The organism is Paenibacillus sp. P4_A7, from assembly GCF_056402455.1.
In genome coordinates, this window is the sequence record NZ_JBFUHJ010000036.1 from 26,190 (window position 1) to 32,438 (window position 6,249).

The following is a 6,249-nucleotide window of genomic DNA, read 5'->3' on the forward strand; positions in this document are numbered from 1 at the left end:
CGTTTTTGGATAGTGTACGGGAATGTTTCCTTCTCTTTGTTACCTAAATTGGTAGTCGGATATTATGATCAAGCACAAATGAAATTTCCCCACAGCTTGCTGCGGGGAAATTTCATCTACGAGGATTCGATAGTTATCTCCTCTACAAATATGCTTTTGAATATGCAAACTCATTGATTGAAATTTTTTCATTCATAACGAAAAACCTTATTTCCTCCTATTACAAAATACCATACTTTTGAAAAGCAGCAGTACTCGACATACCGGCTTCAATTTCTTTCCGTACCATTTTTTCACCTTTAACCTTTTCCAAAGCACGTTCGATAACCTCAGCCTCCAGCTCCTGTGGAATGACTAATACGCCATCTAGATCAGCAAAGATCAAATCGCCAGGGTTGATCCAAACACCATCCACCTCGATAGAGCAGCGGTAATCCACAACTTTAGTGCGGACCCCAGAATCTTGGGCATAACGTCCGCGGGAAAAGACGGGCCAGTTCTGCTCCAGCACCTGAGGTGTATCCCGGTGGTATCCGTTAATTATGGCACCCGCTGCTTGGCGCGACCTAGCAGTCGCTGTTAAGATTTCTCCCCAGTAAGCGCACCTCATGTGGCCCCCACTTGCTATATAGATATCACCCAGCTGCAATTGATCAAGAGCTTCGGTTAATAATCCGAAAGGCTTCTCCTGTTTGCCATATACATCGATCATGTTTACCGGCATTGCCCGTCCGGCTAATACCATATGTTCCTTCATCGGTTGAATGGCAGGTGGAAGAATTTGATGATACCTGCCCATGTCATCCAAGATATCTCCGATTACAGGTGTATATAATTCACGCTTCATAAGTTCAAATAGTTCTTGATCTTTGCTAGGARTACTCATCGTTTAAACCGCCCTCCATATGTCATTTTCGTTTCTTCTACCGAAGACTGATCTATTCTCTATCAATTACTGCGAGCAATGCTTTCATATAGCCTAGTGCATAGGCCATACCTGCATGCCAAGGCGCATTGCAAGCTAACTGCGGCGTATGATCCGGAATGAAAACACCATTATAATTATTTTTCTTGAATATTCTCATAGCTTGGATCATATCGATGTCGCCCTCATCAACGAACACTTCCTGGTAATTGGGCACTTTACCCTTCACATTCCGAAAATGAACATACCCTACCGCATCCTGCTTGGTATACTGGTCAATTGTGTCATAGATGTTACCCTCAGTCATTTCTTGCAGTGTACCCAAGCAAAATTCCAATGCATTGCTGTGGCTAGGATAGATATCCAACAACCGTTGATAGAGAGAGGGCTGATTCACTAGTCTGCCGTAACCACGGATGGTCGGCATCGGCGGATCATCCGGATGAGCTGCCAAACGAACGCCCGCTTCCTCTGCAACAGGCAGAAGTTCCTTTAAAAACCATTCAAGGCGCTCCCACAATTCCTCTGAGGAGATAGGGGGAATGAAACCGGGAGGCGCATCAAAGTCATAGGTCATATTCCATATTTGACCATGAGGTATCGGCGTTTCTTCTGGTCCATTAGTGGCATCAAAAGTGGCCGAAACTGCTCCTCCCCTGGCAACTGATCGATTCACGTGCCCCCAGACCCCGGCAATACTGAAATTGTATCCGATGACAGGTATGCCAACTTTACCTACAGTCTGAACGATTCTTTTCAAGTGCTCCATTTGTTCCCTTTTTTTGGGGCCATCCAACAGAATATCGTACCAATCGGCAGGACTGAAATTTTCGATCGCTTCAAGCTCTAAGCCTTGTTCATTAATCTCGCGCTTCAGCGACGACAAATGCTCATATGTCCAAATATCTTCGTTCGGACGCGCAATGCCCATGTTTCGTTCTTTATCCGTAGAAGGCAGCCCATTAAGGCCGTTATAATAATCGACAAGATGAACAATAATATGCGAGCATCCCGCCTGTTTTGCGAATTTAAAATTGTCTGTAGTTAATCGATCGCGATACAATCCAAGCCCTAACTTCATGTTTTCTCTCTCCTCCTACTTTCTTAAACTACTCATCTCCGTTAACGTAAGTCGGATATAAAGTCATACCGCCATCAACAAACAAGGTGATCCCAGTTACGTAACTAGATTCCTCTGATGCCAGCCATGCTGCGGCAGCAGCGACTTGCTCTGGACTACCTATCTTTCTCGTTGGAATCAATTTCTTAATCCGTTCTGCAACAGCTGGGTCATCGAGTAAATGCTCATTCATCTGAGTGCGGATCGCCCCAGGAGCAATTCCATTGACCCGGATACCTGAATGGGCGTATTCAGCTGCAAGTGATTCTGTTAGCAGCCGAAGTCCACCCTTACTAGAAGCATAATGAACATGCAGCGGCTTGGGTATTTTCTGATGAACGCTCGATATATTAATAATATTTCCTTGTATGTGAAGCTGTCTCATCACTTTCAAAGCCTCACGTGCACTTAGAAATGCACCTGTTAAATTCACCTGAATTACCCGATTCCACTCATCCAATTCGAGGTCATGGGTAGGCGATGTAGATTCAATCCCCGCATTATTGACCATCACATCAAGCCGTCCATATCGTTCAACAGTGCTGTTTATAAGATTCTTGATATCTGCCTCTGAGGATACATCTACCTTTACAGCTATTGCTTCACCACCTGCACGTCTAACTGCTTCTTCGGTGTCCCGTGCCTGCTCGCTTCCGCGATTGTAACCAATGACAACTTTCATTCCTTCTTCCCCGTATCTTATGGCAATAGCTCGGCCAATTCCGGATGACGCACCGGTGATAACCGCAACCTTATCCTTCAAATCAACAAACATAAGCTTCCCTCCATTCAGGTCTGATCATTAACTGATCCAATAGGGTAAAGTCCGACATTCATAAAAAACGTTTGGGTCGCATAACCGTCGAGCATTCCAGCCGACCCATTTTCAACCGCTTTATGCAGCCCTTGCGTCGGATAGCTTGAAAAGGGTTCTAGTCCGATATTATAGTGCCTGCCATACCATGGATAAGATTTGGTTGCGCCAAATTCTTGCCAATACCAAAGATAAGGCATCCGATCAGCGTCCCACTCAACCTTAATTCCCATATCCAGCTGAAGATTCTCTAATCGGTACCAGCCTACATTCTGGAAACCTGTTAAATATACAATTTCGGAGGGTGTTTCAACTGGCGGAACAATTGAAAGATCAAGCTTGCCTCCTTGAGGGTCATCCACCAAAGGCCAATTGTATGTTTTTCCCCGGTTAACCCGGGCGGCCTGATCTGGTGCCGAATCGGCAGCATCCGTGATCACCGAGATTCCTTCAGGTAAAATAATAGCAGTCCCTTCGCCCAGAAAGGGCTTCCCATATGCCAAATGTTGACCCCACATATAGGGTAATGGCACATCGCTCAAATTCTCTAATTCTTCCTCTACATACAAAGTTGAATTGTTGCTTACAAGCGTTAATGTTCTGGTCAATCGCACGGGAATCTTCCTGGGCATTACAGTTAGCCGGACGGTAATTTTCTCAGGTTGGTCCTCTACAATTTCATAATCCCAGGGCATGTGGGCAACCTCGCCATGCTGTCCAAACTCAGCTCCCAAGGACTTACTCGTTGGACCTCCATTCGGAAACACTTCCTGCCATCCACCGGGATAATAGTCAATGAAGCTAGAAATCGGATCCGGCGATGTGGGCAAGTAATCGGTCGGATTCTGAATTCCATTCTCGGTCAACCACACAAAGTCCAAATCTCTTGGCTTGTACAAGAACTCAAATACTTCCGCTCCCTTATCTAAGAGCAACGATATTCGGATGAGTTCATTTTCCAAAACCAACGCTTTCATTCCAGAATGGGTTAAGCTGTCATGTATCCGGCATCCATAGTTACGTTGCTTTCGATACCGGCCCTTCATTGAGTTTCGTCCTCTACCCTGTTACTCATATTGAACCTCCGTTCTCTTCTAACAAGTCGATCATTGTTTTCATGCTATTTTCAAGATGTATGAGCAGTTGGGACTTTGCCTCCTCAATCTGAAAAAGACTGATGTGAGTGCAAATTTCCTCGTGCTCCATTTGACCTTTGAAAGACCTTTCTTTGCTTTTGAAATAAAAGACACGGGCAAACTTTAAGAAGTTGTTTCCGGACATATACTGTTCGAAAATCTTCGGGTTATCGCAGGCTTGAACGATTTTTTGATGAAACCCAATATCCAGATCCAAAAATTCCTCATAGGAAAAAGGATCCAATTCTACGGTTCGCCTAGAAAGCTCAACATTCTGCTTCAAGGAGTCCGCTAGCACACGAGCGGACTCGGGCGTTAATCTCGAGAGAGACCATAGCTCTGTCATTATTCGTAGTTCCATGATATAACGAATATCCTCGCTCGTTATTTGAGTAATGAAAGTACCGGAACGAGGCTTTACTTCTACTAATCCATCGGACACTAAACGGTTTACCGCATCTTTAAGTGGCGTTCTGCTAATCTTCATCTGAGTTGCAAGAATGTTCAAATCTAATTTCTGTCCACCGCAAAATTCGCGGTTAAGAATCATCTGCTTCAATGCCCGATATACTTTTTCTGTGATCTCGATGTGTTCGATTTTCATAGACACTAACTATCATCCCTCTTCAAAAATGGCATTTAACAAATTAACCTAAATTTTCATACCATGTTATTACTGCGATAAGATAAGTCATACATTCTAAAATCCTTCATCTGAAATTTCAGATTTCAGATTTATTATAGCTCAAAAAGCAATCTTGTCAATGAATCTTGAAGAATTGACGCGGAGCTGTCTTCATTTAAATAAGCAGTTGATGTTAGCAGCTAACATAGCTTGATTGCGCCTCCCACCTCTCTCTCCGAATCCATTTTCACGCTATGTTTGACTAAAAAACGAGATAAAGCCAGGGATGGCAAGGGATTAAGGGATATTGATCGGGAAAAAGATTGAGAAAGAGATCGAAATAGAAAAGAAAAAGCCGAGTGAAATCAGGAGGAAATACCTGAAATCAGTTCGGCTTGTAGTCGTACTTTATAAGCTTTATGCGTGGTTTGTATTGCGGGCGTTAGAGTTTGTTAGCTGTTAACTTACTGTCAGGTGATAAAAAAGTATGGAACTAATTTCATGGTTCCAAGTCTAGCAGCATGGTATACTGCCCTTCCTGGGTGCAAACGATATCCGCCTCATGATGCAAGATATCTTGTGCAGCTTTCGTGCAACTCTTACTCTATTCGAGAATGAAGCCTTTAAAATCTGCTTTCAATGATGCTCCTGTGAACACTTCCAGCTTATATAAGCCTAGATCTAACTGATCGATGATTGTTTCTGTACGGGTCAAGCTTTTGGGAACACCATTTATTTTGATATAGGTATCCGGAGAGTCCCCTCTATAAGCCTTCAACGTTAGCTTCCGCTTGGCGTTAACATACACCCATGCAGACATGATGATTATGTCCGCAATATCCACTTTCGTGTAGTCAACAAAAACTTTGAAGCTGTCCGCTGGCACCTCCGGCATGGACAACCAGTCATCAGGTACACTGTCTTTGATTTTTTGACTGGAATAATCGATTTTGGTATAGCCATCTACGACGGTTGTACAAGGGGACAGGCAGGAGAAGAGTACTCCCGCTTCATACTGATGGCCGATGTCTCCAAAGTGCAACCGATCTGAAATAATCCGATGTGTGCTGATAGAGGAATACAGTAGAAACATTTCCGTATATTTGTTCATGTCAATGAGCTGAAGTCCGTACTCTTCGGCCAGTTCTCTTTTTGCCTCATTAGCCATACAAGCGATATGTTCACTCGTTCTCATCGGGTAGTCTTCTGCATACTCAGTTTTTACCCCTGGTTCGACGATCGCTTGAGTCGTTAATAGAAACGGTTGAATGTTCTTCGAGTAGCACCAATTTATAATCTGCTTGATCGAACCTTTAAATCCGTCCCTATAAGTTTTTTCGTTGGGATAGAGAAGCCGATCGTTGATCCCGAAGCCTATTCCGATCATTTGTACATCACGATAAGCTGATGCTGCTCCGAACTGCTCCTCTAAGATGGTTACCGCCCAGCTTGCGTTAGTCCCACTAAATCCCGAGTTATAAATGCGCAAGATGTTGTTATTAGCAGCTCGCCTAAGCAATTCCTCCAGCTTCTTTGAGAAAGCGTTCGGCGAAGTGCTGTCCATACCAATCGTATTGGCAATCCAACCCGTCGTATTCGCACCGTCCACCGTACTATCTCCGAAGAAAG

6 protein-coding genes are annotated in these 6,249 nt (G+C 44.0%); all 6 read right to left on the reverse strand.

The genetic code is table 11. The features are described 5' to 3' along the window. Positions 1 to 220: 220 nt before the first annotated feature. Positions 221 to 886: an RraA family protein gene (locus AC1DWN_RS08225; RefSeq protein WP_477558413.1), complete on the reverse strand. Its 666-nt coding sequence runs from the start codon at positions 884 to 886 to the stop codon at positions 221 to 223. Positions 887 to 938: 52 nt separating this feature from the next. Further along, positions 939 to 2,006: a mannonate dehydratase gene (locus AC1DWN_RS08230; RefSeq protein ID WP_477558414.1), complete on the reverse strand. Its 1,068-nt coding sequence runs from the start codon at positions 2,004 to 2,006 to the stop codon at positions 939 to 941. A 28-nt stretch (positions 2,007 to 2,034) separates the two neighbouring features. Further along, positions 2,035 to 2,820 (reverse strand): glucose 1-dehydrogenase, encoded by a 786-nt coding sequence (locus tag AC1DWN_RS08235; RefSeq protein ID WP_477558415.1) that lies wholly within the window; start codon positions 2,818 to 2,820, stop codon positions 2,035 to 2,037. 14 nt (positions 2,821 to 2,834) lie between these two features. Beyond that, positions 2,835 to 3,905, reverse strand: coding sequence for a DUF4432 family protein (locus AC1DWN_RS08240; protein ID WP_477558416.1), 1,071 nt, complete (start codon positions 3,903 to 3,905; stop codon positions 2,835 to 2,837). Between the two features lie 25 nt (positions 3,906 to 3,930). Next, on the reverse strand, positions 3,931 to 4,599 hold the full coding sequence (locus AC1DWN_RS08245; RefSeq protein WP_477558420.1) for a GntR family transcriptional regulator: 669 nt from the start codon (positions 4,597 to 4,599) through the stop codon (positions 3,931 to 3,933). A gap of 625 nt (positions 4,600 to 5,224) precedes the next feature. Next, a partial coding sequence (locus tag AC1DWN_RS08250; protein WP_477558417.1) for an SGNH/GDSL hydrolase family protein occupies positions 5,225 to 6,249 on the reverse strand: 1,025 nt, incomplete at its 5' end.

Coding starts and splice junctions, on each gene's coding strand:
- AC1DWN_RS08230 (WP_477558414.1), bottom strand. CDS start 2,006: ATGAAGTTAGGGCTTGGATTGTATCGCGATCGATTAACTACAGACAAT.
- AC1DWN_RS08235 (WP_477558415.1), bottom strand. CDS start 2,820: ATGTTTGTTGATTTGAAGGATAAGGTTGCGGTTATCACCGGTGCGTCA.
- AC1DWN_RS08240 (WP_477558416.1), bottom strand. CDS start 3,905: ATGAAGGGCCGGTATCGAAAGCAACGTAACTATGGATGCCGGATACAT.
- AC1DWN_RS08245 (WP_477558420.1), bottom strand. CDS start 4,599: ATGAAAATCGAACACATCGAGATCACAGAAAAAGTATATCGGGCATTG.